This window comes from Halogeometricum sp. S1BR25-6, assembly GCF_031624495.1.
Taxonomy (GTDB): Archaea; Halobacteriota; Halobacteria; order Halobacteriales; family Haloferacaceae; genus Halogeometricum; species Halogeometricum salsisoli.
In genome coordinates, this window is sequence record NZ_JAMQOP010000001.1 from 517,181 (window position 1) to 539,701 (window position 22,521).

The following is a 22,521-nucleotide window of genomic DNA, read 5'->3' on the forward strand; positions in this document are numbered from 1 at the left end:
GATTTTCCCCGTCGAAAAGTATTTGTTCGCTATCGGACTGTTCTCTCGTATGGTTGACATAGGCGGCGGTGACGACTCGTGGCCGGTGCCGCAGGTGTCCGAGGGTGAGCGAGGGTCCTCCGAGAACCGCTGGGACGTGTTTTGGTTCCTGCTCCCGGTCGTCCTCGTCTTCGTCGTCTTCGTGGCGGCGCTGTACGTCTGGTAGCGTTCGGTCGTCGGTTCCGATTCCGCTCGTCGCCCCGCCTATTCGCGCTCCAGATACGTCGGTAGCCGCCGCGACGTGTCGCTCCCCTCTACGAACGGGAGCGCCGTCACCTCGGCGTCCACCTCCTCGCCGTCGACGCGGACCGTCACGTCGTCCGCGCCGAGGTCGAAGTCCACCAGCGCCAGTGCGATGGGCGCTTCCAGCGACGGACTCTGCACGCCGCGCGTCACCTCGCCGACCGAGGCGTCGCCCGCGAAGACGGCCGCGCCCGACTCGGGGACCTCCTCCGGGAGCAGACCGACGAGGCGCTTGCTCGGCTGTCCTCGATTCTCGACCTTCGAGACGACCTCCTGGCCGACGTAACAGCCCTTCTCGAAGTCGAGGGCGTTCCGGAGGCCGAGGACGTTCGGGACGTTCCCTTCCAGTTCCGAATCGAACAGCGGCGTGCCCGCCTCGGCGGTGAGCGTCTCCCACGTCGCGTAGCCGAACGGCGGCGCGTTCATTCCGTTGGTGAGGAGCGTCTCGAAGACGCGCGCGGCGTCGTCGGCCGCGCAGACTACTTCGTACCCCTCCTCGCCCGCGAGGCCGTCGCCCGCGATGACGGTGACGCCCTCGTCGCCCATCGACCCGCGGACGAACGTCAGCGCGGGTTCCGGCGCGGCGGCGCCGTTGAGCACGCTCGCCACCTTCTCGGTCGACTGCGGGCCGTGGACGCCGAACACGCCGAAGTCGGTGGAGGCGTTCCGAATCGACACGTCCTGGATGAACACCTTCCCCGACCAGTCTTCGACCAGCGGTTCGGCCCGTTCGGGCGGCATGAAGCAGAGCAGTCGCTCGCCGGCGTTGTAGACGTACATATCCGTCTCGATTCGGCCCTGCGGGTCGAGCAGGAGGGTGTAGACGCCCTCCCCGTCGGCGTCGGGCACGCGGTTCGACACCGCGTTGTCGACGAACTCGACCCGGTCGTCGCCCTCGACGACGACGACGCCGTAGCCCATCTCCATCACCGCCGCGCCGTTGCGGACCGCACGGTGAGTCCGCGCCGGGCGGCCGTAGTCGCGGACGACCCGCCGGCCCGCGCGGGTCTCGAACGTCGCCCCGTACCGCTCGTGCATCTCCTCTACGACGGTCATTACTCCACTCTCCGCGCTCGGGCCTGAAAACGTCCACGTCACGCGGCCGTCTCGAATGCCCCGTTTCCGCTTACGCGCGCCGAGTCACAGCCCGAACTTCTCGCGGACGGCGTCGATGAAGCTCTGCTCCCCCTCCGGTTCCGCCGTCGGGTCCGGGACGACTCGGTCGGCCGGGAGGATGACGACGCGGTCCTCGCCGCTGTCGACCGAGATGAGTCCGTCGGATTTCAGCGCCGACAGGGCTTCCTCGATGGTGTCGATGTCCGCGTCGACGGCCGCGCGCAACTCGAAGACGGTCATGCCCTCCTCGGCCCGGTCGACGAGTGCGTCGAGGAGGTCGACCTCTACATCCCGCCGGTTTCGAAACTCCCGCCGCGCTCTCATGGTCGGTACATCGTCCGCGGTCGGTTTATACTGTCCCCCAGCCGTGCTCCCGACTGGCACACCGGACGACCGGCGTCGGACGGCGAGGGGGTACATTTTAGTCGCTGAGTTTCCGAACACCGGGTAATGGGACTCAAGTGCCGTCTACTCGGGCATCAGTACGGGGACCCCGAGATAGAACGCGACCGTGAGGAGCGGGGCGACGAAGTCGTCGTCACCATCCGCGAGATTCAGGTGTGCCAGCAGTGCGGGGCCGAACACGTCGTTAGCGAGAACAAGGAGGTCACCACCATCCGAAGCGCGCAGGAGGTCGGACTGGACCGCCAATCCGACGCCGCGCCCGAGGCGGCCGACCCCGCGGCCGCCGACGACGCCCCGGCCGGTCCCGAGACCTCCCCCGTCGACGACCCCGACGCCCGCGTCCCTGAGGCCGAGTCGGAGGGCGACGCTCCGAACCCGTTCTCGCCGGAGGCCGCGGGCGACGTCCCCGACTCGACCGAGACGGCCGACGCCCCCGACGCCGCCCCGGACCCCGAGGCGGAGACCGACGCCGACTCGGAGTCGTTCAACGACGACGACTTCGAACCCCCGTCGGACCCCGAGGAGGACGACGCGGTCATCCTCGGCGAGGAGGACACCGAACGCGACGAGACGCAGTGGCCCGAGGACGCGGGCGCCGACCCCGCGACGGCGGCCCGAGAGTCGGCGGCGGGAGACCCGCCGGCGCGGGACCCGACGGCGCGGGACCCGACGATGCAGGACGCCGCGGCCGAGGAGTCCGCGGACGGACAACCGGTCCCGACCGACCCGCCCGCCGAGGAGGACGAACCCGTCACCGACGACGCGGAGTTCATCGACGCCGACGAGGAAGCGGCCGACATCCCCGGTGACCGCGGCCACGGAGAGTGGCCCGAACGGACCGACCTCGAAGAGCGACAGACCACCTGGCCCGTCCAGAACGGCGAGGACGAGGGTTTCGACGCGGAACCGTCCGACGGTGCGCCGGCGGAGGTGTCGTTCGGCGGACTCGCACCCGAGGCGAACGGCCGGTCGTCCGACGGAGCCGACCGGGGGAGTTCCGACGCCGGCACCGCCGCCGCCGACGAATCCACCAGCGCGGAGCCGCGAGAGGACCGACCCGACGTGCCCGACGACCGGGTCGAGTTCTACTGTCCGAACTGCGGACACGCTCGCGGTGCGGGCGTCTCCTCGATGCGCGCGGGCGACATCTGCCCCGAGTGTCGACAGGGGTACATCGGCGAGCGCCGACTGTAGTTCGACTCGCCGCCCTCACTTGTAAACGTCTTATAGGGGCGCGAGACGCTTTTATACGGCATAAGAAGCGACGAGGGACGAAACAGGTAAACCGTCCCCTGTCAAACGACGGGCCATGAAGGAGTACAAGATGCGCCGCGGCGAGACCCTCGACGAGCGAGTACCCGACATGGAGTCGTACGTCGAGGAGATGTTCGGACCCATCACCGAGACGATGGACTACAAGGGCAGCGACCTCTACGTCGTCGGCGAACCCTCGAACCCCGTCTTCGAGAAGATCGTCGCCGGCGCGGTCGAGTACAGCGGCAAGAAGGACAAACTCGCCGTCGAGTTCCACGAACGCGACCCGACGGAACTCGGCCCCGACGAACTCGAAGCGGCCGGCGACGCCGTCGACGCCAAGAACACGTTCCTCCTCGAGGCGACCGGCCGGGACGCCAAGTCGCGCCGCGACTCGCTGAAGCGGTCCGTCGAGGACGAGTCCCCCGACTACTGAACCGAGCGAGTCCCTTCTCCGCGCGAGCGACGCCTTCGTCCGCGCCGTCGGCCATCCCGGAGCGACCGTCTCCCGCCGCGAACGTTCCGATCAGAGCCGTTCGGGGAGCCATCCCCCGTCGACTTCGACGTTCTCGCCCGAGAGGTACTCCGACCCCTCGTCCCAGAAGAAGGAGACGGCGTGGGCGACGTCGTCGACGGTCGCCCACCGGCCTCGGGGGGCGTCCTCGGGGAACTCGTCGGACGTCTCGACGACGTACGGCGAGACGGCGTTCACCGTCACGCCGTCGTCCTGCGTGTCCGCCGCGAGCATCCGCGTGAACATCAACACGCCCGTCTTCGCCACGAAGTACGGGAAGTTTTTCGGGTGGACGAGCGCCTTCTCGCTGCCGGCGTAGCCGACGTTGACGATGCGCCCCCACGACTGCTCACGCATTCCCGGGAGCGCGCGCTTCGAGCAGAGCACCGTCCCGTAGAAGTTCGTCTCGACGACCCGCCGCCACGTCTCGAACGCTATCTCCTCCCAGTGGGCGGGCGCGAAGTCGCCGACGTTGTTCACCAACACGTCGACGCTCCCCAGTTCCGCCTCGGCGGCGTCGAACATCGCGTCGACGCCGTCGGGGTCCGTCACGTCCCCCTGCACCGTCGTCGCGGCGGGAGCGCCGAGTTCGCGGGCCTCGGCGGCCGCCTCTGTGGCCGCCTCCTTGCTGGAGTGGTAGTGTATCGCCACGGACGCGCCGGCGGCGGCGGCGCGGAGGGCTATCGCCCGACCGATACCGCCCGAACTCCCGGTGACCAACGCGACGCGATCGTCCAACTCTGGTGAAAGCACGTCCGCCCCTTAGAGGGAAACCACATTACGCCGTCGCCCGGGAACCGGCGGCCGTCGATTTTCCGACCGACCCGCCCGCGTCGTTCCGGAGAAAGCTACATGGCAGTCGCACGTGATGTGAGGCCGTAAGCCACGACCGGTAGCGACCCGCTTGAAGATTTATCTCGAATCTGGGTAAATAATCGTTACAGCTAAGTCGTCGGGCGGTGATGTCGGAGCCATGGCCATCAAGACCATCCTGTTAGCCATCGGCCCGGGAGACGCGGACCGACTCGACCGACTCGCCGAGGAGACGATAGACGTCGCCGGACCGACCGGCGCCCGCGTCATCCTCGGACACGTCTTCACGCGCGAGGAGTATGATTCGGCCCTCGACAACCTTGACTTCGACCGGACGGCAGACGAGGTGACCCCGGACGACGTGGCGACGCGACACTCGACGGTCCGCGAACTCGTCGCGAAACTCGACGAGGCCGGCGTCGAATACGGGATTCGCGGACGCGTCGGCGAGCACGGGGAGTCCATCGTGAACCTCGCGAAGAACGTCGACGCCGACCGCGTCATAGTCGGCGGCCGCCGCCGGTCGCCCGCCGGGAAGGCGGTCTTCGGCAGCGTCGCACAGGAGGTCATGCTCTCTGCGCCCTGCCCGGTCACGTTCGTCCGCGCGGACACGAAGTGAGTCAGGACGTGACCGCACGCAGGGGTCGCGTCCCCGACGCGTGCGACGCCTTCGGTGCGTGCAAATCGAACTCGGATTCGTGTGAGAAACCTCTTAGTTAAGTGCGGGGCAAACGGGTATCGGTACAATGGCCTACTACGTGGGTGTCGATCTCGGGGCGACCAACGTCCGCGCGGTCGTAGCCGACGAAGACGGCACGGTCCTCAGCAGTCGCAGCGACGGGACGCCTCGCGGTCCGACCGGTATCGCCATCACGGAGGCGATCCTCCGAATCGTCCGCGAGGCGTGTTCGGACGCGGACATCGACCCCGGCGAGGTGGTCGCCGCCGGCGTCGCCTCCATCGGTCCCCTCGATCTCGCCGAGGGCGCCGTCGAGAACCCCGCGAACCTCCCCGACACCATCGATAGAATCCCGCTCACGGGACCGCTCTCGGTCCTCCTCGACACCGACCGCGTCTACCTCCACAACGACACGAACGCGGGCGCCATCGGCGAACGGTTCCACTCCGAACGGAACCCCGACGACATGGTGTACGTCACCATCTCCTCCGGCGTCGGCGCGGGCGTCTGCGTCGACGGCAACGTACTTTCGGGGTGGGACGGCAACGCCGGCGAAGTCGGACACATGACGCTCGACCCGCAGGGCGAGCTCACCTGCGGATGCGGACACGACGGTCACTGGGAGGCGTACTGTTCGGGGAACAACATCCCCCGGTACGCGAAGTTCCTCTACGAGGAGGACGGCAGCATCGACACCGTCCTCCCTATCGAAGACCCCGACTTCTCGGCGGTGGATATCTTCGAACACGCCGAGGACGACGAGTTCGCCCGCTACGTGGTCGACCAGGTCGGCCACTGGAACGCGATGGGCATCGCCAACATCGTCCACGCGTACGCTCCGCTCACCATCTACGTCGGCGGCGCCGTCGCGCTCAACAACCCCGACCTCATCCTCGACCCCATCCGCGAGCGAATGGACGAGATGGTGATGGTGAACGTCCCGCAGATAGAACTGACGACGCTCGGCGACGAAGTCGTCGTGCAGGGCGCGTTGGCGAGTGCGCTGACCGGGGGCACTGGTGACCGTTCGCGCCTGTAGGGCGCGAAAATTCACGAGTGGTCCCGCAGGTGGGACCGGCGACCGGTCTCGTCTGTAGGGCGACGATTCGAACGGACCCGGTCGCTCGAACCGCCGACTTATCCCGCTCGAACTCCGAACGGGCGCATGCGCCGCCGCGACTTCCTCCGCACCGGGGCGCTCGCCGGTGCGACCGCCCTCCTCCCCGCCGCCGCGACGCCGACGGCCGTCCATCCCGGCCCGTACCAACCGTACGGCCACGTCGACGTTCCGGGGACGAAGGAGGCCGTCACTTCGCCGGACGGGAACGTCGCCTACCTCGCCACCAGCACCGGGTACGCGACGGTCGACGTCTCCGTTCCCGACCGCCCGGAACTCCTCGCCGACGTGCGCGAACCCCTCGCGGACCACGAGTCCGGACCCCTCCGCGGAATCTACGACGTGAAACTCGACGCGACGGACTCCGAGACGCTGGTCGTCGTCGGCCCGGCGAACCCCCTCCCCGGCGCCGTCGCGGGCGTCCTCGTCGTCGACGTTACCGACCCCGCCGCGCCCGAACGCGTCGCCTTCCACGAGACCGACTATCCGATTCACAACTGCTTCGCGCGCGACGGCCTGGCGTACCTGACGAAGAACGACGGCGAGACGAACGCCCTCGTGATACTCGACCTCGACTCCGGCGAGACGCTCTCGGAGTGGACGCTCACGGACGTCGACGGCGCGTGGGCGGACGTGCGCAACGGGCGTCGGTCCGTCCACGACGTGTACGTCCGCGGGGACGCCGCCTACCTCGCCCACTGGGACGCGGGCACGTGGATTCTGGACGTGTCGGACCCGGCCGCCCCCGAACGCGTCGGCGGCGTCGCGGTTCCCGACCCGACCGAACTCGCGGCCTCGACAGCCGAGAACGGGCGCGGAGGTATCCTCCCGCCCGGCAACCACCACTACGTCGCCACCGACGAATCGGGGACGCTCCTCGCCGTCGGGAGGGAGTCGTGGGCGCGACGCGTCGGCGGGGGCGACGGGAGCGAAGAGTCCGAGTCGCGCCTCGTCGGCGGCCCCTCCGGCATCGACCTCTGGGACGTGTCGGACCCCGCCGCGCCGGAGAAGCTATCGACCATCGACCCGCCGCCGTCACCGGACCCGACGTACGGCGGCGTCTGGACCACCGCGCACAACTTCGAGCTCGCCGACGGCCGCCTGTACTCCTCGTGGTACCGCGGCGGCGTCAAGCGCCACGACGTCTCGGACCCGCGGAACCCCGAACAACTGTCGCGGTGGCGGATGCCCGACGAAGCGTCGTTCTGGACCGCCCGCCTCGCGAAACCCGGCGCGCAGGAGGGTTTTTTCGTCGGGGCGAGTCGCGGCGTCGGCGACGTGCCGGGCCGCCTGTACACGTTCCCCGACCACGCGGGCCAACAGGCCTCGGCGCCGTCGCTCGCCCCCGAGAGAGCGAGCGAGACGGAGTCGCTCGTGGTGACGGGGACGGAGACAGAGACGTCGTCAGACGGACGCGCCGCAGAGACGGACGACGGCGCGTCGGCGTCCGCACCCGGATTCGGCGCGGGGGCCGCCGCGGGTGCACTCGGCCTCGCCGCGTGGCGACTCCGCCGGCGCGTCCGGCGGGAGTGACCCCAACGCCCGAATCCGAGCGATAGAACGTGAGAGACATCCGTCCGCGCGCCGAGCGTCTGACGGTAACCGGAAGGCATCAAAGTGTGGGGCGCGAAGAGGGAGGTATGACCGACGACGGGGACTCGCTGAAACGGCGTATCGAGGACTGGATGGTCGGCCAGATGCCCATCATCCAGATGCACGGCGGCGACAGCGTCGTCCGCAAGGCCGACCCCGAGTCCGGCGAAGTCGTCGTCGAACTCGGCGGCGCCTGTTCGGGGTGCGGCATCTCGAACATCACCGCGAACAACATCAAATCCGACCTCATCATGGACTTCGAGGACGTGACCGACGTGCAGGTGAAGGTCCCGAGTTCCGGCGACCACGGGGCCAGCACGGTCGAGGGCGGCCGCGGCGGCGAACTCCAGTACGGCGAGGAAGACACGGGGCACTTCTAAACCCACCTTTTTGGCGGGGTCCTCGACGACGGCGAAGCCGTCGCCTCGACCCCCGCCAAAAGCCTGGAGGGAAAAAGCCGCGACTCGCTTCGCTGGCGCTCGCTCGCCGCGGTACGACCGCTCGGAGTCTCCATTAGCCGCCGCTTCTCGCCGAAATCCACGGCGAGCGTGCAATACGGAATTCGGCTACGTTGAAACGCTCGGTTGCTGATAGTTTGCTAGGGCTGTGCTGAATAGAGAGCGCAAATCGGTCACGGACTCGGCACCTGCTGTAAGAGAATTGAATCGCTCAGAATAGGGGAGGTACGAATCGTTCGGTGAAGAAAGGTTACTTACCAGTACAATTCGTACAGACAGCCAATGAACGGGGCTTCTACTCTTCCCACCAAGTGTCCTGAATGCGGGGCAATTGAGTCCTATGTGAGGCGATTTGAGACTGGCGGAGGTTGGCGGTCCGTTTATCGGTGTTCAAACTGCGGACGGCAACATGTTCCATCGGACGGAGACACTGTTTCTTTCTGAATACGCACGTCTCTACTGAACGGCTGTTTCGCAATCAACGGCGTGAAACGAATCGCAGTGGCGTGCTGAATACGTCCTCTGTAGTCAACACGCGGTCTGTGTCAAGTACCACTGATTGCAACAGAAATAGATCTTCGGCTCGCTAACCGCTCTCCACCTCCGATTCGCCCGCTCACACTTTCACGAACTGCGCGCGTCCGCTCTGTCCGACCGTGATGCGGTAGCCCTCGTAGGTGAACGTCACCTCCACCTGCGCCTCCGGCGCGGGCGGGTTCGAGAACAGGTGGTCCAGCATGTGGTCGATCTGCGTATACGTCGGTTCGAGTCGGTCCGCAGCGGTTCCCTCCAACTCGGCAACGATTTCGGCCACCTGTACCGCCGGCTCCTCGGCGCTCGTCCGTAGCTGTCGCTGAATTATCGCGTCGTCCGGCGTCTCATCCATCCCACTAACTCCTCGCAACCGCCCGACAAATAATTCGCGTTCGTTCGTCGTTCCCGCGACCGACTCTCACTTCGAGAGCGCGTTCTCCAGACTCGACGCCACCGACCGCGCCTTCTCGGCGAGGTCCTCGCCGACGTTCCCCGCTTCGACCGCCGCGTCCAGTTCGTCGTCGTCGACGCGTTCGACCGTCCCGTCGGGGTGTTTTATCACGTCGACGTGCAGGTCGACGTAGCGCGCCTCGTCGGGGAAGCACTCGACGGGCGTGCAGACGTTCACGTACGTCCCCTTCAGGTCGCCGTCGGCGCTCCGGTAGACGGTCGGATACCACCACCGACCCTCGCGGAACTTCGTCAGGGCGGTGTCGCCCGACTCCCGCGGCGTTCCGAGGGCGTCGTACGTCCCGCCGCCGGAGAGCGACCGCTCCACGGAGAGAGTTCCGTCGGCGTCCCACTCGACCACCTCGCCCCGGCCCAACTGGAACGCCCGCCCGTCGGGCTTGCCGTGCCCGATGGCGACCCTGTCACCCTCGACGGGACCGAACTGTCGCGTCACCACGCCGAACGGGAACTCCCCCGAGGGAGCGCACATCGCCTCCACGAAGTCCACCCCGGCGCTGGCGGCCTCGCAGGAGGCTTTCGTCCGGTGGTGACCCGGCATCGTCGTCTCCACGTCCCGCCGGTGCTCGTCCAACGCGAAACGCGACTCGCGACCGAACCAGACCCACCGGCCCGCCCCGGGAACGGCGAGTCGCCGGAGCGGTTCGGGGTCGTCGTCCGCGTCCGCGAGGGCGTCGTCCATCGCTTCGGCGCGGTCGACTGCGCGTTCGAGGGCCGCGCCGAGGGCGTCCATGTCGGCCTTCGTGGCCGCGTGCGACCACTCGATGCCCCATCCCTCCGGTAGGTCGACGGAGAGGAAGTCGGTCATGCCGACGAGTTCGCGTCCGGCGGCGTCGTCGCGGGTGTCCACCGTGACGCCGTCGCGTCCGCGAACCAGCGTCGCGAGTCCCGCGCCGGCGCGCACGCCGGTTCCGAGCGACGCTCTCCGGTCGCTCCACGGCGGTTCCGGGTCGCGAACCTGCACGCGGACGGCGTCGCCCTCCTCGATTCGTTCGTCCGCCTCGCGGAACGGGAGGAAGCCCTCCGACTCACCGAGCGAGCAGACCGCTCCGGAGCCTTTCGTCTCCGTCACGCGGGCGTCGAAGACGGCGCCCGGCGGCGCGGGGTCGGCCCAGACGAACGTATCGATACCGACGGCTCCGAGTAGGTCCGTCACGGACCCGACGGCGTCGGCGTCGCCGTGGACGCCGACTCCCCGCCGGTCGTCCGTCGTCGCCGCCGTCACCTCGTGGTGGCCGTCCTCGAACTCCGCCTCAAAGCGGTCGCGGATGGGTTCGGAGGCCTGCACCACCTCGTGGCCGGCCTCCAACAGGAGGCGTGTCAGGGCCGTCGTGTAGATGCCGCGGACGCGGACGCGCGCGGACTCGGGTTCGGGTTCGGAGGCGGGCCCGGATTCCTCCTCGCTCATCGCAACGAGTCCGGGTCGCGGGCAAACCGGACGCGGGCGTCGACGGTCGGTCCGAGCGACAGTTCGACCGTCTCGTCGTTCAACACTCGTCCGCCCTCGACGGGAACGCCCCACGAGTCGAAGCGGAGGTAGCCCCGCAGGTCGCTGCCGTGCGTGAACAGGTCGACGAACTCCACCTCGTGTTCCTGTATCTCGTCGGCGCTGTGGGCCATCTCCATGTCGGAGTACATCGTTCCGCCGTCCTCGAAGAACGCGCGGATGGTCTCGGCGTCGCGTTCGACCGCGTCGGCGACGGCGTCGGAGGCGGTTCGAATCTCCTCGGTCGTGAGGCCGGCGTCGCGGAGGGCGGCCTGCGTGCGTTGGTCGAAGTGCATGTCGTCGGGAGTAGGTTCCCACACCCTTTCAAGCGCCCGTTTTCGGCCGCCGACGCCGCGGTCGGCCGAAGACGTTACGGGGTGCCCATTGTATTGTCAGGGCGAGATGGCAGAGAGACGAGACCCGGTCGAACGAGCATCGGAGCCCTCGACGGACCTCTACGACGTCTCCACGTGGGAGGAGCGGACGTCCGTCGACGGTCTCGCCGTGGCGCTGTATCGCCTCTTCACCGCGTCGGCCCGCATCGTCGTCGTCCTCCTCGCCCTGATACTCCTCCTCGCCATCGGCGGGTTCGCGGCGCTCACCACCCCCGAGATAGGCCTGCTCACGGCCCTCTCGGCGATTCCCGCGCTGGGACTCGCCGGCTACGTCTACTACACCGACGCGACGACGAACGAACCGCTGTCGCTCCTCGTCGGGACGTTCCTCCTCGGCGTGCTGACCGCCAACTTCGCCGCCGTCCTCAACGGCGCCCTCCAGCAGTACTTCCAGGCGCTCGGCGGCCTCGGCATGATACTGTTCTTCTACCTCGTCGTCGGCCCTGTCGAGGAGACGGTGAAACTCCTCGCGGTGCGCCTGTACGCCTACACCGACGACCGGTTCGACGCCGTCGTCGACGGCGCCGTCTACGGTGCGATGGCGGGTCTCGGCTTCGCGGTCATCGAGAACGCCCTCTACATCACCCGCCAACTCCCGCAGGGCGGCGACGGACTGGAGTTCGGCCTCGGCCTCATCGGCGCCGGCGGCGGCATCACGGCCGTCCGCGCCCTCGCGGGTCCGGGGCACGTCATCTACTCCGCCATCGCGGGCTACTACCTCGGACTCGCGAAGTTCAACCGCGAGAACCGCGGCCCCATCGTCGTCAAGGGCCTGCTCATCGCGGCGTTCGTCCACGCGACGTACAACGCCACCGTGAGCATCGGCGCCGGACTCATCCAGACGTTCACGCCGCTCAGCGGTCTCTGGGCGTTCCTCGCGTACGTCCTCATCTACGACAGCATCTTCGGCCTCTACCTCATCCGGAAGATTCGACGGTACCGGCAGGCGTACCGGCGGGCGCACACGCCGATGCAGGACGACGGGTCGATCCAGTCGGAACAGACCGAGTTCGAGTAGTCGGGTCGGTCGCCTCGGCGTTCTCGGTCGTTTTCAGTCGCTTCGGAGCGCGTCGGCGTACCCCGACACCATGTTCTCGACGTACTTCGCCACCACGTCCACCTCGACGTGGACGGGGTCGCCCACCGACTTCTCCGAGAGCGTCGTCACCTCGTACGTCGTCGGGATGACGGCGACGGCGAAATCGCCCTCGTGGCGGTCCGCGACGGTGAGGCTGATGCCGTCGAGACAGACGGAGCCCTTTCCCACGACGTAGTTCGCTATCGACTCGGGCAGGTCGAACTCGAAGTACCAGTCGTCGCCGACGCGTTCGATTCCGGTCACCGTCGTCGTCGTGTCGACGTGCCCCTGCACGATGTGGCCGTCGAGGCGGCCGTCGGCCCTGAGAGCGCGTTCGAGGTTGACCCGGTCGCCCTCTCCCACGTCTCCGAGATACGTCTTCTCGACCGTCTCGCTGGCGAGAAACACCTCGAACCAGCCCCCCTCCCCGTCCGCGCCGACCGAGAACTCCTCGACGGTGAGACAGACGCCGCCGACGGCGATGGACTGGCCGTGGCGGAGGTCCTCGAACGCCGCTTCGGGGGCGATGCGGAGGCGCCGGCCGCCCTCGTCGTCCGTCGCGGCGACGACGACGCCGGTGCACTCGACGATTCCGGTGAACATACCTCCCGTCGCGTCCCGCGCGTGAAAAGCATCACGAGTTTGGTCCGCCGCGGGCCGCCGTCGGCGGGTGAATCGCGGTCGACGTTCCGGGCCCGCACACTCTCAGGCCGGGATACGCTTTTGTCGTCACTCGCCAACGCATCTCACAATGACGCTCCTCTCACGGCTCCGAACCAGTTTCATCGCGGGGCTGTTCCTCGTCGCACCGCTGGCGGTGACGGTGTTCATCCTCGATTTCGTCTTCGACCGCCTGACGGCCATCATCCTCAACCCCATCGTGAACACGGCGGGGTTGACGAACGTGACCGGCGACGAGTTGCTGCTCGCGCAACTGCTGGCGGCGATGCTGCTCGCCGTTTCGCTCGTCGCCGTCGGCCACGTCGCCTCGCGCGAACTCGGCCGCCGCCTGTTCGGGGGGTTCGAGCGCGGCGTCAGCCTCATCCCTCTCGTCCGCACCGTCTACTTCGGGGTCCGACAGGTCTCGGAGTCGCTGTCCAGACAGAGCGACGGCTTCGACCACGTCGTCCTCGTGGAGTACCCTCGCGAGGGTCTGTACGCCATCGGCTTCGTGACGAACGACGCTCCCCGGTCAGCCGAGTCGGCGACCGACTCCGAGGAACTGCTCACGGTGTTCGTCCCGCACAGCCCCAACCCGACGGCGGGGACGCTGGTGATGGCGCCGCCCGAGGAGGTGTTCGAGGTGGACATGTCCGTCCGGCGCGGCCTCCGCCTCGTCGTCACGACGGGCCTCGGCGTCGAAGAGGAGAAGTTGCCCGAGGGCGTCGTCAGGTGACCTAAAGTCCCCAGTACAGCGCGATACCGGCGGAGGTGACGACGGCGAGCAGCAGTTGCAGGGGCGCGCCGACGCGGACGTAATCCGAGAAGCGGTAGCCGCCGGGGCCGTACACCATGAGGTTCGTCTGGTAGCCGACGGGCGTCGTGAACGCCGTCGACGCCGCGAACGTCACCGCGAGGGCGAACGAGAACGGGTCGGCGCCGGCGCGGGCGGCCGTCGAGACGGCGACGGGTAAGAAGAGGACGACGCTGGCGACGGGCGTGATGACGTTGGCGAACGCGCCCGTCAGCAGGTAGAACAGGGCGAGGACGACGACGGGCGCGAGGCCGGCCGTCGCGACGACGAGCGAATCGGCGACGAGCGCCACCGCCCCCGTCTCCCGGAGGGCGATGCCGAGGGGGACGACGCCCGCGAGGAGGAAGACGACGTTCCAGTTCACCGCGTCGTACGCCTCGTTCGGCGAGAGGACGCCCGAGACGACCATGGCGACGACGCCCGCGAGGGCGGCGACGGCGATGGGAAGTACGTCCAACGCGGCGAGGGTGACGACGCCGAACAGGACGGCAAAGGCGGCGACGGCGGTCCGACTCACGCCGCCCTCGCGCGCCCGCGCCATCACCTCGTCGAACGCCTCGTTCGTCACGACGAAGTCGTCGTTCTCCGCGAGGAACTCCGCGGCCCGCTCGGTCGTCTGCATCAGGAGGGCGTCGCCGCCGCGCAGTTCCGTCGCGCCGATGCCGTCGCGGACGAGTTCGCCCCCGGCCCGTCGGACGGCGAGGACGGTGGCGTCGTAGCGCTCGCGGAGGCGGGCGCTCTCGACCGTCTCGCCCTCCAGCGCCGACTCCGGCGGGACGGCGAGTTCGATTAGCGTGCTGCGCTCGGGATTGTCGAGTTCGGCGTCCGTGACGGCGGCCCGCGGCAGTCGGCGCAGCGAGGCGAACTCGACGAACCGCTGGATGGTCGCGGGGTCACCTCGAACGGTGAGGACGTCCCTACTTTCCAACTCCCTGTCGGAGTCGACGGCGACGAAGTGCTCTCCGCCCCGCACAACGTCCAGCACGTCCAGTCCCAAGTCGCGACGCGCGTCCTCGGCGACCGTCTGCGCGAACGCGCCGACCAGCGGTGACCGCGAGGTGACGAGGACGCGCGCGAGGTACGACTGCACCTCGTATCGCTCGGTGCGCGATCCCGGCGGGACGCGGGCGGGCAACAGCCACTTCCCGACGGTGAGCAGGTACGCCGCGCCGACGAGGAAGACGACGACGCCGAGCGGCGTCAACTCGAAGACCCCGAACGGCCGGCCGATGAGTTCGGCCGATAGTTCGGAGGCGACGAGGTTCGTCGCGGTGCCGAACAGGGTGAGCGTCCCGGCGAGCATCGACGCGTAGGAGAGAGGGATGAGCAGTTTCGAAGGGGAGACGCCCGCCTCGTTGGCCAGGTCGGTCACCATCGGGATGAAGACGGCGACGACCGGCGTGTTGTTGACGATGCCGGCGATGGGGCCGGTGAGACCGATGACGGCCGCGAGGAGTCGGTTCTCGCTCCCGCGCGTCAGATGGGCGACTTCGACGCCGAGGCGGCGCACGACGCCCGTGCGTTGGATGCCGTCGCTCAGGACGTACATCGCCATGACGGTCACCGTCGCGGAACTCGAAAACCCCGACAGCCCCGCCGCCGCCGACACCCCCGTGTACGGTTCGAGGGCGACGAGGACGACGATGACGGCGATGGCCGTCACGTCGGGCGACACCGCCTCGGTGACGAACAGGGTGACGGTGCCGAGGAGGACGGCGGCGACGACGAGGACGCCGAGAGGGAGGTCCGCGCCGAGGAGTCCGACCGGGGGTGCCGTCGGTACCATATCCCCATCTCTCCGTCCGCCGGGTTAGCCGTGTCGCCGCGTCGCCGGTCGGTCCGGACGTCGATTCGGCGTGTCGCGTCGGTTCTGTTCCCTCCGTCTCCGGTGTGACGCGGACTCGCTCGCGCGCACCGAGACGCTTTTTCCCCCGGCCGGCCATCGCTCGGACGATGCGATTGGGAATCATCGGGACGATTCAGCTCGCGGCGACGCTGATATTCGCCGTTCCGCTCGGTATCTTCGGGCTGAACGCGTTCCTCGACGGGCAGCGACTGCTCGGCGGCGGCCTCCTCGCCGTCGCGGTGCTGATGGTCGTCCTCCCGCGCATGGTGACGACGCCCGGCGACATCCCCTCGAAGGTGGTCGAATCGGTCGTCGGAAAAGCCGTGAAGACGCCCGACGACGACGAGAAGTGAGCGCGGGCGGGGCCGGACGGCCCCGCGTTCGGTCCCCTACTCCGCCCGCGGCGCGAACGACCGCGGGTACTCGTGGAGAATCTCGTACCCCTCCGCCGTGACCGCGACCAACTCCTCCAACCGAACGCCGCCCTGCTCGGGGTCGTAGACGCCGGGTTCGACGGTGAACACCATTCCTGCGTCCAGTTCGACGGCCTCGCGTAGCGACGGCGCCTCGTGCAGGGAGACGCCGACGCCGTGGCCCGTCCCGTGCGTGAACCCGGCCGCGCCCTCGTCGGCGTTCGGGTCGAAACCGTGGGCGGTGAGTTCGGCGGCCGCCTCGCGGTGTACGTCGTTGGCCCGCGCGCCGGGTTCTATCTCGTCCAGCGCGGCCCGCAACGCGGCTTCGACGGCCACGTAGGCGCGGCGCTCCCACCCGCCGTCGCTGTCGACGACGTAGGTGCGCGAGAGGTCGCCGTAGTAGCCGTGCGGGCCGCGCGGCGAGAGGTCCAACAGAACCGTCTCGCCCGGTCGGAGGACGGCAGTGCCGGTGTAGTGTAAGTCGGCCGCGGTCGGCCCGGCGCCGACGACGGTGTTGCCCGCGTCGCGGACGCCGTAGGCGGCGAACTCGGCGTTCACCTGTCTTCGAAGGCGTTCGGTCGACAGCGGCGCCCCCTCCCACAGCAGTTCGTCGCCGTCGGATTCGGCCGCTGCGAGTATCTCCTCGGCGCGGGCCATCCCGCGGACGGCGGCGCGTTGGACTCGCCGGAGGCAGTCGAGTTCGGCGTCGGTCTTCACGAGGCGGGCGTCGGCGACGGCCGTCGTCGATTCGAGGTCGTAGCCCGCGCGTTCGAGGTGGACCGCGGCGTCGTGCGGAATCCGCCGCGGGACGAGCACCGTCCCGGAGTCGACGCCGAGGGCGGAGAGCGCCGCCGCCGCGCGGACGCCGGCGGGGTCGGACTGACTCTCCGTCCGTACCGTCCCATCGAACTCCCGTTCGGCCTGTTCGGCGAACAGGCTCGGTGCGCAGAGGACGGCCTCGCCCGCCGCGCGGACGAACGCGTAGTCGCGGTCCGGTCCCGAAAAGCGCGTGAGATACCGCAGGTCGTCGTCGGAGCGGCCGCCGACGGCGACGAACGCCGCGGCGTCCGCCGCCGAGAGCGCCCCGTCGAGGAACGAGACGTCCGTCGACGGGGCGGGAAGCGGGTCGGATTCCTCCATGCCGTCTCGGCTACGGGTCCGGTTCGGGCGCCGGCGTGTCGCCGGTCTGGGCCTCTTCGAGCAGTTCCTTCAGCGGCGTGTCCCGCACCTCGTTGTGCAGGAGGACGCTCACGGGGAGCGTCGGCGCCCCCTTGACGAGGTTCTCCAGGATGACGAGGCGTTCGCGGGCCCGCGACATCCCGACGTAGAACACGCGGCGTTCGTTGTCGGTGAGGATGGGGACGGGGTCCGTCGTGGAGGTGAACTCCTCGACGCCCTCGACCTCCTCGTCGTCGACGGAGGCGGCCATCTGTTCGACCACCTTCTCGGTCAGGTCCGTGGAGACGAACACGTGGTCGGCCTCTCGACCCTTCGCGGAGTGGATGGTGCCGACGCGGACGCGGTTGGGGTCCATCCCCTGATACTCGCCCTCGAAGTAGGCCTCGACGGACTTGCGCTGGAACGAGGTGACCTTGCGGACCATGTCGCCGGCGGCGGCGCCGTCGGGGACGAACGGGGCGTGGTCCTCGATGGTCTCCGGCGTCACTTCGAGGTCGGTCAGGTCCTCGACCCCTTCGAGTTCCTGCAGGTCGTCGATGTAGTCGAACAGGTCGTCACGCTCGTTCGATCCGAAGGCGGAGTCCTGCAGCATGTCGGCCAGACGCCGCGCCTCCAACCCGGTGATGTTCTCGTCCCGGTCGAGTTTCTCGATGGCCTCGACGTACTGGGTGAGTCGGTCGGTCCACATCCGCTGGTCCGTGAGGACGGAGAAGGGGACGCCCAGCGGCAGGAACTCGTCGATGAACTGGAACATCTGGTAGCGCGCGCGGAACAGCACCATGATGCTCTCGCCGTCGTCGTCGTTCTCGATGGTGTAGCGCACGTTCCGCGCGAGGTCGAGCATCGAGGGATTGGCGACGCCCTCGACGACGCCGCCCTCCTTGCGCGGGTGGAGGTCCTTCTCCTGGCGCTTCTCGATGTGGCGAATCTCCTTGTTCACCACGTCCAGAATCTTCGAGGGAAGCCGATAGGAGTTCGGCAGCACCACGTCCTCGTCGCGTTCGGTGTCCAAGAGGAGGTTCGGGTCAGCGCCCTGCCAGGCGTAGACGACCTGGTCGTCGTCGCCGGCGATGAGGGCGCCCTTCAGGTGCGGGAGCCACTCCTGATAGACGTCGTACTGCAGCGTCGTGATGTCCTGGAATTCGTCGATGACGAGGTAGTCGACGTTCGGGACGAGCGAGCGCTGCTTCACCCGTTCGAGCATGTCGGCGAAGCCGACGAGGCCGTTGTCCCCCTTGTACTTGCGCCACCCGCGGATGACGCTCGGCACGTCGATGCGGTCGTCGTCGGAGGGCCACGTCGGCGTGTACTTGTTGCCCTCCTGGGCGTTGGGGTCGACCTCCGGCGGGAGGCGGACCTCCTCGACGTCCCAGTTGAACGGCACGTCGTACCACTCGGAGACGTCCCGGCGGGTCCGCTGAAGCCACTGGCTCGTGGCGATGATCTTGTTGCCGATGGTCGTCGACCGGGCGGTGCGGCGGCCGGCGCCGCCGTACTCGTCTTCGAACTCGACGCCGAAGTCGTCGCAGAACTCCTCTTTGTCCTTCTCGCCGACTACGTCGTTGCGCGAGAGGTCGAGCAGTTCGTACGCCTTCGCGTGCATCGTGGAGACGTTGCCCTGCAACGCCCGCGGGGAGACGTCGAGTCGCTCCGCGAGGCGTTCTCGAATCTCCGCGGCCGCGGCGCGGGTGTAGGAGACGACGAGGATGTCGCGAATCGTCACGTCGTCGTCTTCGAGAATCTCCTCGACTCGGTCGAGAAGCGCCGTCGTCTTCCCGCTCCCCGGACCCCCGAACAGACGGGTGACTGTCGCGTCGGAGTCGCTCATTGTACCCGTTCACGCTCTAGTCCCTCATAAACTGCCTGCTTTCGGGGACCGCTCTCATCGTCGGAAAACGCGAGTCAGAAGTCGATTCGCGGAGGTCGAGCGGGGGCCGTCAGGCGCGCGGGTCCCACCCGCAGACGGTACAGTCGACCGCCGCCTCGTCGTGGAGCGCACCGCAGTCCGGACACTGCTTCTTCTTATAAGATGTCTCCCAGTTTTGCGGTTCGGATACGTCGTGACCGCGGTCGTCCAAGAACTGGTCGAACAGCGCCTCGTCGGAGTCGGGTGCTGAGGCCATACATGGCATGCTACGGCGTACCATCACTTAGTCCTGTTGACGGTGCCCACGCCTTGGGAGCGGTCGATAGTTTCCGGAGACGGAAGGACACCGTTTCGACTCGAACGGCCGCCTCAGAGCCCGTACAGCGACTCGAACTTTTCGGTCGCGTACGCGCAGAACGTGTCCGCGGAGAGCGGTTCGCCCGTCGCCTCGACGACGAGTTCGTCCGTCGGGTACCGCCGTCCGTGTCGGTGGACGTTCGCACCCAACCACTCGTGTATCGGCCCGAACTCGCCCGCACGAATCAGACCGTCCACGTCGTCGACGTCCTCGCGCATCGCCGCGTCCAACTGCGCGGCGAGGACGCTCCCGACGGTGTAGTTCTGGAAGGCGGCGAGGTAGCCCGCCGTCCAGTGGATGTCCTGCAGACAGCCTTCCGAGTCCGTCTCGGGTCGCACGCCGAGGTACTCCTTCATCTTGTCGTTCCACACTGCGGGCACCTCCGACACCTCGATGTCGCCGCCGAGGAGGGCTTTCTCCGTCTCGAAGCGCACGAGGATGTGGAGGTGGTAGGTCAACTCGTCCGCCTCGACGCGGACGAGGGTATCGGGCTTCACGCGGTTGACCGCGGCGTACGCCGACTCGGCCGTGGCGTCGGAGCCGAGTCGGTCGTTCACGGTGCCGACGAACCCCTCCCAGAACGGTTTCGACCGCCCGACGTGGTTCTCGAAGAATCTGGATTGAGACTCGTGGACGCCGTGACTGCCCGACTCGCCCAGCGGCGTCGCGTAGTGCTCGTCGGGCAGGCCGAGGTTGTACGTCGCGTGCCCGAATTCGTGAACCGTGGAGGTGAGGCCGGCGAGGGGGTCCGACTCGTCGAAGCGCGTCGTCACCCGGCAGTCGAACTGGTTCCCGAAGGTGAACGGGTGCGCGGCGGTGTCGAGTCGGCCGCGGGTCCAGTCGTAGCCGAGGCGGTCCAAAACGTCCTCCGAGAGCGCCGTCTGCGACGCCTCGTCGTACGTTCCGTCGAACGGCGTCGGCAGTTCCTCGGCGGCGCGAATCTCCTCGACGAGGGGCACGAGCGTCGCCTTCAGGTCCTCGAATATCTCCTCGACGGTCGAGAGGGGGAGAAACGGTTCGGAGTCCCCGTAAATCGCCTCGAACGGGTGCTTCGAGGCATCGAGGTGTTCCGCCCGCTCGCGGTACAGGTCGACGATGCGTTCGAGCGTCGGCGCCAGGGCGTCGAAGTCGTCCTCGGCCTTCGCGTCCACCCACGTCTCGTGGGCGCTCGACTCGACGCGGGCGATGTCGGCGACCACGTCGTCGGGTACGCGAACGGCGCGTTCGTGCTGGCGGCGAATCTCCCTGACGGCGGCGCGTTCGGCGTCGCCGGTCGCCGCCTCCGCCGCGCGGTCCAGCAGTCGTCCGAGTTCGTCGTCGGCGAGCAACTCGTGTTCCAGCGAGGAGAGCGTCGAACGCTGTTCGGCCCGGGCGGGAGTGCCGCCGGCCGGCATCGTCGTCTGCTGGTCCCACATCAGTATCCCGTCGGCCTGCCGGAGGTTCGAGACCCGGCGGTAGTAGTCGAGGAGGGCGTCGTAGGCGCCGTCGCCGCCGGCCGTGTCGGTCGATGACATACCCGCGGGTCGACTCGGACTCGTATCAAACTCCGTCTGCCGGCAGTCGGCGAAAAAGTCGGTCATCGGGGGTAGCTCGCGCCCTCTACGCGTCGATGTCGTACAGGTCGCCGTACTTCTCGGTAACGTAGTCGGTGAACGCCTCGGCGGTGAAGTCCTCGCCCGTCGCCCCCACCACGAGGTCGTTCGTCTCGTAGCGCGCGCCGTGTCGGTGGACGTTCTCGGTCAACCATTCGTGCAGCGGTTCGAAGTCGCCCTCCTCGATACGTCCTTCCAAGTCGTCGATATCGTCCTCGGCGGCGTCGTACAACTGCGCGGCCATGACCGACCCGAGCGAGTACGTCGGGAAGTAGCCGAAGTTGCCGTGGCTCCAGTGGATGTCCTGCAGACAGCCTTCCGAGTCCGTCTCGGGACGGACGCCGAGGTACTCCTCGTACTTGTCGTTCCACACCTCGGGCACCTCCTCGACGTCGATGTCGCCCGCGATGAGCGCTCGCTCTATCTCGAAGCGGACGATGATGTGGAGGTGGTAGGTCAACTCGTCCGCCTCGACGCGGATGAGGTTGTCCTCGTACACCTGATTGGCGGCCTCGTAGGCCTCCGCTACGGTCACGTCCTCGGCCTTCGGGAAGTGCTCTTTGAACGTCGGGAGCAGCACGTTCCAGAACGCCTTCGACCGGCCGACGTGGTTCTCCCAGAGGCGCGATTGGGACTCGTGGACCGACAGGTCGCGCGACTCGCCAAGCGGCGTCGCGTAGTGCTCGTCAGGCAGGCCGTGGGTGTACGTCGCGTGCCCGAACTCGTGGACCGTCGAGAGCAGCGACCCGAGGGGGTCGGACTCATCGAAGCGCGTCGTCACGCGCGAGTCGAACGTCGTCCCCGAGGAGAACGGATGCGAAGATGTGTCGAGGCGGCCGCGCTCCCAGTCGTAGCCGAGCGTCGAGAGCACGTCGCGGCAGAGTTCCTCTTGGTCCTCCTCGGGGTACTCGCCCGCCTTCGTGAACGCGTCGGTGGCGATGTCGTCGCCCGATTCGCGAATCTCCTCTATCATCGGGACGAGCGTGTCGCGGAGTTCTTCGAGGATGGACTCGGCCTGTTCGAGGGGGAGGCACGGCTCGAAGTCCTCGAACAGCACCTCGTAGGGGTCCCGGTCGGGGTCGATGTGCTCGGCGTACTCGCGCTTGAGTTCGATGTGCTTCTCCAAGTGGGGCGCGAACGTCGAAAAGTCGTCCTCGGCCTTCGCCTCCTCCCACGCGGGCAGCGCCTCCGAGGAGGCGGTCGATATCTCCTCGACCAACTCGGAGGGGACGCTGACGGCGCGGTCGTACTTGCGCCGAATCTCGCGGACGACGGCGGCCTGCTCGTCGGTCAGGTCGGCGTCCGCCAGTTCGTTGAGTCGCTCGCCCACCTCGTCGTCGGTGAGCAGTTCGTGCGACAGCGAGGAGAGCGTCGACAACTGCTGGGAGCGCGCGGGGGTGCCGCCCTCGGGCATCATCACCTGCTGGTCCCACGAGAGCAGTCCGGCCGCGTTCTGCACGTTCGAGACCCGCGTGTACGTTTCGAGGAGTTCCGCGTAAGCGTCTGGCGCCGACTCGGCGTCGGCCCCGGCGGCGTCGGTAGCCATATCGAATCGAAACACCTCCCGCGTTATCAACTATGTGCATGCGGAGGGTCGCCG

General features: G+C 68.1%; 23 protein-coding genes. 10 read left to right on the forward strand and 13 right to left on the reverse strand.

Annotated elements, in window-relative coordinates; all coding sequences use genetic code 11:
• The first annotated feature begins 49 nt into the window (after window positions 1–49).
• A complete protein-coding gene (locus tag NDI76_RS02695; RefSeq protein ID WP_310922470.1) occupies window positions 50–205 on the forward strand; it encodes a hypothetical protein in 156 nt (51 codons plus the stop codon).
• Window positions 206–243: 38 nt separating this feature from the next.
• Here NDI76_RS02695 and ygfZ read toward each other — a convergent pair whose 3' ends face one another.
• Window positions 244–1,338: a CAF17-like 4Fe-4S cluster assembly/insertion protein YgfZ gene (gene ygfZ / locus NDI76_RS02700; RefSeq protein WP_310922471.1), complete on the reverse strand. Its 1,095-nt coding sequence runs from the start codon at window positions 1,336–1,338 to the stop codon at window positions 244–246.
• 84 nt (window positions 1,339–1,422) lie between these two features.
• Window positions 1,423–1,722, reverse strand: a complete 300-nt coding sequence (locus tag NDI76_RS02705) for a DUF6432 family protein (RefSeq protein ID WP_310922472.1) — start codon at window positions 1,720–1,722, stop codon at window positions 1,423–1,425.
• A 126-nt stretch (window positions 1,723–1,848) separates the two neighbouring features.
• Between NDI76_RS02705 and NDI76_RS02710 the strand changes: the two genes are divergently transcribed.
• Both NDI76_RS02710 and NDI76_RS02715 read left to right on the forward strand, forming a co-directional pair.
• On the forward strand, window positions 1,849–2,997 hold the full coding sequence (locus NDI76_RS02710; protein ID WP_310922473.1) for a DUF7093 family protein: 1,149 nt from the start codon (window positions 1,849–1,851) through the stop codon (window positions 2,995–2,997).
• Between the two features lie 115 nt (window positions 2,998–3,112).
• A complete protein-coding gene (locus NDI76_RS02715) occupies window positions 3,113–3,493 on the forward strand; it encodes a DUF5611 family protein (protein ID WP_310922474.1) in 381 nt (126 codons plus the stop codon).
• Between the two features lie 90 nt (window positions 3,494–3,583).
• Here the strand turns inward: NDI76_RS02715 and NDI76_RS02720 are convergent, their stop codons facing one another.
• Window positions 3,584–4,324 (reverse strand): SDR family NAD(P)-dependent oxidoreductase, encoded by a 741-nt coding sequence (locus NDI76_RS02720; RefSeq protein WP_310922475.1) that lies wholly within the window; start codon window positions 4,322–4,324, stop codon window positions 3,584–3,586.
• 220 nt (window positions 4,325–4,544) lie between these two features.
• Here NDI76_RS02720 and NDI76_RS02725 point away from each other — a divergent pair, with 220 nt between their 5' ends.
• From NDI76_RS02725 to NDI76_RS02740, 4 genes are all read left to right on the forward strand, one after another.
• Window positions 4,545–5,003, forward strand: a complete 459-nt coding sequence (locus NDI76_RS02725; RefSeq protein ID WP_310922476.1) for a universal stress protein — start codon at window positions 4,545–4,547, stop codon at window positions 5,001–5,003.
• 127 nt (window positions 5,004–5,130) lie between these two features.
• Entirely contained in the window at window positions 5,131–6,102 is a 972-nt protein-coding gene (locus NDI76_RS02730) for an ROK family protein (protein WP_310922477.1), read from the forward strand.
• Window positions 6,103–6,228: 126 nt separating this feature from the next.
• Window positions 6,229–7,713, forward strand: a complete 1,485-nt coding sequence (locus NDI76_RS02735) for an LVIVD repeat-containing protein (RefSeq protein ID WP_310922478.1) — start codon at window positions 6,229–6,231, stop codon at window positions 7,711–7,713.
• A gap of 107 nt (window positions 7,714–7,820) precedes the next feature.
• Complete coding sequence (locus NDI76_RS02740; protein ID WP_310922479.1) at window positions 7,821–8,153, forward strand: NifU family protein; 333 nt, start codon at window positions 7,821–7,823, stop codon at window positions 8,151–8,153.
• Between the two features lie 694 nt (window positions 8,154–8,847).
• Here the strand turns inward: NDI76_RS02740 and NDI76_RS02745 are convergent.
• The 3 genes from NDI76_RS02745 to NDI76_RS02755 all read right to left on the reverse strand — a co-directional run bounded on the left by NDI76_RS02745 (window position 8,848) and on the right by NDI76_RS02755 (window position 11,015).
• A complete protein-coding gene (locus tag NDI76_RS02745) occupies window positions 8,848–9,117 on the reverse strand; it encodes a HalOD1 output domain-containing protein (protein WP_310922480.1) in 270 nt (89 codons plus the stop codon).
• 66 nt (window positions 9,118–9,183) lie between these two features.
• Entirely contained in the window at window positions 9,184–10,641 is a 1,458-nt protein-coding gene (locus NDI76_RS02750; protein ID WP_310922481.1) for a ribonuclease FAU-1 family protein, read from the reverse strand.
• A complete protein-coding gene (locus NDI76_RS02755) occupies window positions 10,638–11,015 on the reverse strand; it encodes a DUF7532 family protein (protein ID WP_310922482.1) in 378 nt (125 codons plus the stop codon). The genes NDI76_RS02750 and NDI76_RS02755 overlap by 4 nt, the downstream gene beginning before the upstream one ends.
• A gap of 106 nt (window positions 11,016–11,121) precedes the next feature.
• On the opposite strand from NDI76_RS02755, the gene NDI76_RS02760 reads away from it, so the two are divergent.
• Window positions 11,122–12,132: a PrsW family intramembrane metalloprotease gene (locus NDI76_RS02760; RefSeq protein ID WP_310922483.1), complete on the forward strand. Its 1,011-nt coding sequence runs from the start codon at window positions 11,122–11,124 to the stop codon at window positions 12,130–12,132.
• Window positions 12,133–12,165: 33 nt separating this feature from the next.
• On the opposite strand, the gene NDI76_RS02765 is transcribed toward NDI76_RS02760, so the two are convergent.
• Window positions 12,166–12,795, reverse strand: a complete 630-nt coding sequence (locus NDI76_RS02765) for a riboflavin synthase (RefSeq protein WP_310922484.1) — start codon at window positions 12,793–12,795, stop codon at window positions 12,166–12,168.
• 148 nt (window positions 12,796–12,943) lie between these two features.
• Between NDI76_RS02765 and NDI76_RS02770 the strand changes: the two genes are divergently transcribed.
• Window positions 12,944–13,588 (forward strand): DUF502 domain-containing protein, encoded by a 645-nt coding sequence (locus tag NDI76_RS02770; protein ID WP_310922485.1) that lies wholly within the window; start codon window positions 12,944–12,946, stop codon window positions 13,586–13,588.
• A 1-nt stretch (window position 13,589) separates the two neighbouring features.
• Here the strand turns inward: NDI76_RS02770 and NDI76_RS02775 are convergent, their stop codons facing one another.
• Window positions 13,590–15,452, reverse strand: a complete 1,863-nt coding sequence (locus NDI76_RS02775; protein WP_310922487.1) for an SLC13 family permease — start codon at window positions 15,450–15,452, stop codon at window positions 13,590–13,592.
• A gap of 167 nt (window positions 15,453–15,619) precedes the next feature.
• Between NDI76_RS02775 and NDI76_RS02780 the strand changes: the two genes are divergently transcribed.
• Window positions 15,620–15,865: a DUF7533 family protein gene (locus NDI76_RS02780; RefSeq protein WP_310922489.1), complete on the forward strand. Its 246-nt coding sequence runs from the start codon at window positions 15,620–15,622 to the stop codon at window positions 15,863–15,865.
• A gap of 36 nt (window positions 15,866–15,901) precedes the next feature.
• Here the strand turns inward: NDI76_RS02780 and NDI76_RS02785 are convergent, their stop codons facing one another.
• The 5 genes from NDI76_RS02785 to NDI76_RS02805 form a co-directional block, all read right to left on the reverse strand.
• Window positions 15,902–17,065 carry a M24 family metallopeptidase gene (locus NDI76_RS02785; protein WP_310922490.1) on the reverse strand — a complete coding sequence of 388 codons (1,164 nt, stop codon included), beginning with the start codon at window positions 17,063–17,065 and terminating at the stop codon, window positions 15,902–15,904.
• 10 nt (window positions 17,066–17,075) lie between these two features.
• Complete coding sequence (locus tag NDI76_RS02790) at window positions 17,076–18,932, reverse strand: UvrD-helicase domain-containing protein (RefSeq protein ID WP_310922492.1); 1,857 nt, start codon at window positions 18,930–18,932, stop codon at window positions 17,076–17,078.
• A 109-nt stretch (window positions 18,933–19,041) separates the two neighbouring features.
• Window positions 19,042–19,227, reverse strand: coding sequence for an HVO_0416 family zinc finger protein (locus tag NDI76_RS02795; protein WP_310922493.1), 186 nt, complete (start codon window positions 19,225–19,227; stop codon window positions 19,042–19,044).
• 113 nt (window positions 19,228–19,340) lie between these two features.
• Window positions 19,341–20,843 carry a carboxypeptidase M32 gene (locus NDI76_RS02800; protein WP_310922494.1) on the reverse strand — a complete coding sequence of 501 codons (1,503 nt, stop codon included), beginning with the start codon at window positions 20,841–20,843 and terminating at the stop codon, window positions 19,341–19,343.
• Between the two features lie 85 nt (window positions 20,844–20,928).
• Window positions 20,929–22,467, reverse strand: a complete 1,539-nt coding sequence (locus NDI76_RS02805; RefSeq protein WP_310922495.1) for a carboxypeptidase M32 — start codon at window positions 22,465–22,467, stop codon at window positions 20,929–20,931.
• Window positions 22,468–22,521 lie beyond the last annotated feature (54 nt).

Excerpts from the sequence above, each read along its gene's own strand:
- NDI76_RS02750 (WP_310922481.1), bottom strand. The coding sequence starts at position 10,641 with ATGAGCGAGGAGGAATCCGGGCCCGCCTCCGAACCCGAACCCGAGTCC.
- NDI76_RS02785 (WP_310922490.1), bottom strand. The coding sequence starts at position 17,065 with ATGGAGGAATCCGACCCGCTTCCCGCCCCGTCGACGGACGTCTCGTTC.
- NDI76_RS02770 (WP_310922485.1), top strand. The coding sequence starts at position 12,944 with ATGACGCTCCTCTCACGGCTCCGAACCAGTTTCATCGCGGGGCTGTTC.
- ygfZ (WP_310922471.1), bottom strand. The coding sequence starts at position 1,338 with ATGACCGTCGTAGAGGAGATGCACGAGCGGTACGGGGCGACGTTCGAG.
- NDI76_RS02760 (WP_310922483.1), top strand. The coding sequence starts at position 11,122 with ATGGCAGAGAGACGAGACCCGGTCGAACGAGCATCGGAGCCCTCGACG.
- NDI76_RS02805 (WP_310922495.1), bottom strand. The coding sequence starts at position 22,467 with ATGGCTACCGACGCCGCCGGGGCCGACGCCGAGTCGGCGCCAGACGCT.
- NDI76_RS02775 (WP_310922487.1), bottom strand. The coding sequence starts at position 15,452 with ATGGTACCGACGGCACCCCCGGTCGGACTCCTCGGCGCGGACCTCCCT.
- NDI76_RS02710 (WP_310922473.1), top strand. The coding sequence starts at position 1,849 with ATGGGACTCAAGTGCCGTCTACTCGGGCATCAGTACGGGGACCCCGAG.
- NDI76_RS02735 (WP_310922478.1), top strand. The coding sequence starts at position 6,229 with ATGCGCCGCCGCGACTTCCTCCGCACCGGGGCGCTCGCCGGTGCGACC.
- NDI76_RS02740 (WP_310922479.1), top strand. The coding sequence starts at position 7,821 with ATGACCGACGACGGGGACTCGCTGAAACGGCGTATCGAGGACTGGATG.
- NDI76_RS02745 (WP_310922480.1), bottom strand. The coding sequence starts at position 9,117 with ATGGATGAGACGCCGGACGACGCGATAATTCAGCGACAGCTACGGACG.
- NDI76_RS02695 (WP_310922470.1), top strand. The coding sequence starts at position 50 with ATGGTTGACATAGGCGGCGGTGACGACTCGTGGCCGGTGCCGCAGGTG.
- NDI76_RS02715 (WP_310922474.1), top strand. The coding sequence starts at position 3,113 with ATGAAGGAGTACAAGATGCGCCGCGGCGAGACCCTCGACGAGCGAGTA.
- NDI76_RS02780 (WP_310922489.1), top strand. The coding sequence starts at position 15,620 with ATGCGATTGGGAATCATCGGGACGATTCAGCTCGCGGCGACGCTGATA.
- NDI76_RS02790 (WP_310922492.1), bottom strand. The coding sequence starts at position 18,932 with ATGAGCGACTCCGACGCGACAGTCACCCGTCTGTTCGGGGGTCCGGGG.
- NDI76_RS02705 (WP_310922472.1), bottom strand. The coding sequence starts at position 1,722 with ATGAGAGCGCGGCGGGAGTTTCGAAACCGGCGGGATGTAGAGGTCGAC.
- NDI76_RS02795 (WP_310922493.1), bottom strand. The coding sequence starts at position 19,227 with ATGGCCTCAGCACCCGACTCCGACGAGGCGCTGTTCGACCAGTTCTTG.
- NDI76_RS02730 (WP_310922477.1), top strand. The coding sequence starts at position 5,131 with ATGGCCTACTACGTGGGTGTCGATCTCGGGGCGACCAACGTCCGCGCG.
- NDI76_RS02765 (WP_310922484.1), bottom strand. The coding sequence starts at position 12,795 with ATGTTCACCGGAATCGTCGAGTGCACCGGCGTCGTCGTCGCCGCGACG.
- NDI76_RS02755 (WP_310922482.1), bottom strand. The coding sequence starts at position 11,015 with ATGCACTTCGACCAACGCACGCAGGCCGCCCTCCGCGACGCCGGCCTC.
- NDI76_RS02800 (WP_310922494.1), bottom strand. The coding sequence starts at position 20,843 with ATGTCATCGACCGACACGGCCGGCGGCGACGGCGCCTACGACGCCCTC.
- NDI76_RS02725 (WP_310922476.1), top strand. The coding sequence starts at position 4,545 with ATGGCCATCAAGACCATCCTGTTAGCCATCGGCCCGGGAGACGCGGAC.